1 protein-coding gene is annotated in these 254 nt (G+C 37.8%); it reads right to left on the bottom strand.

Annotation, left to right across the window (positions count from 1 at the left end):
• Nucleotides 1–33 precede the first annotated feature (33 nt).
• The gene (locus tag V7127_RS19080) at nucleotides 34–174 is read right to left on the bottom strand and encodes a YpzI family protein (protein ID WP_335354760.1); all 141 of its coding nucleotides are present in this window, start codon (nucleotides 172–174) and stop codon (nucleotides 34–36) included.
• Nucleotides 175–254 lie beyond the last annotated feature (80 nt).

The following is a 254-nucleotide window of genomic DNA, read 5'->3' as shown; positions in this document are numbered from 1 at the left end:
TGATTGTTCCGAAGTCACTTACGCATTTGTTTTTTAAAGTTTATTATTATTTAAGTCCCTAGCTTCCTCTGGGCTTTGCATTTTTGTAGCTCCATCATAGTGGAGTGCTTGGTCCCTGTCCGATTCAACTCTTTTGCTCTTTTTCAGTTTCTTTTCTTGTCGGTCTCTTCCCATTATTGACACCTCCCTCTCTTTAACATGGACTAGCAAAAGTATTTTATTCAGCGAAACAGAGATGATAAAGTGAAACTTCA

Origin of the sequence: Bacillus sp. JJ1773, assembly GCF_036962035.1 — a bacterium.
Lineage (GTDB): Bacteria > Bacillota > Bacilli > Bacillales > Cytobacillaceae > Cytobacillus.
The sequence above is the reverse complement of the archived record's forward strand: the minus strand, read 5'-3'. Positions and strand labels throughout refer to the sequence as shown.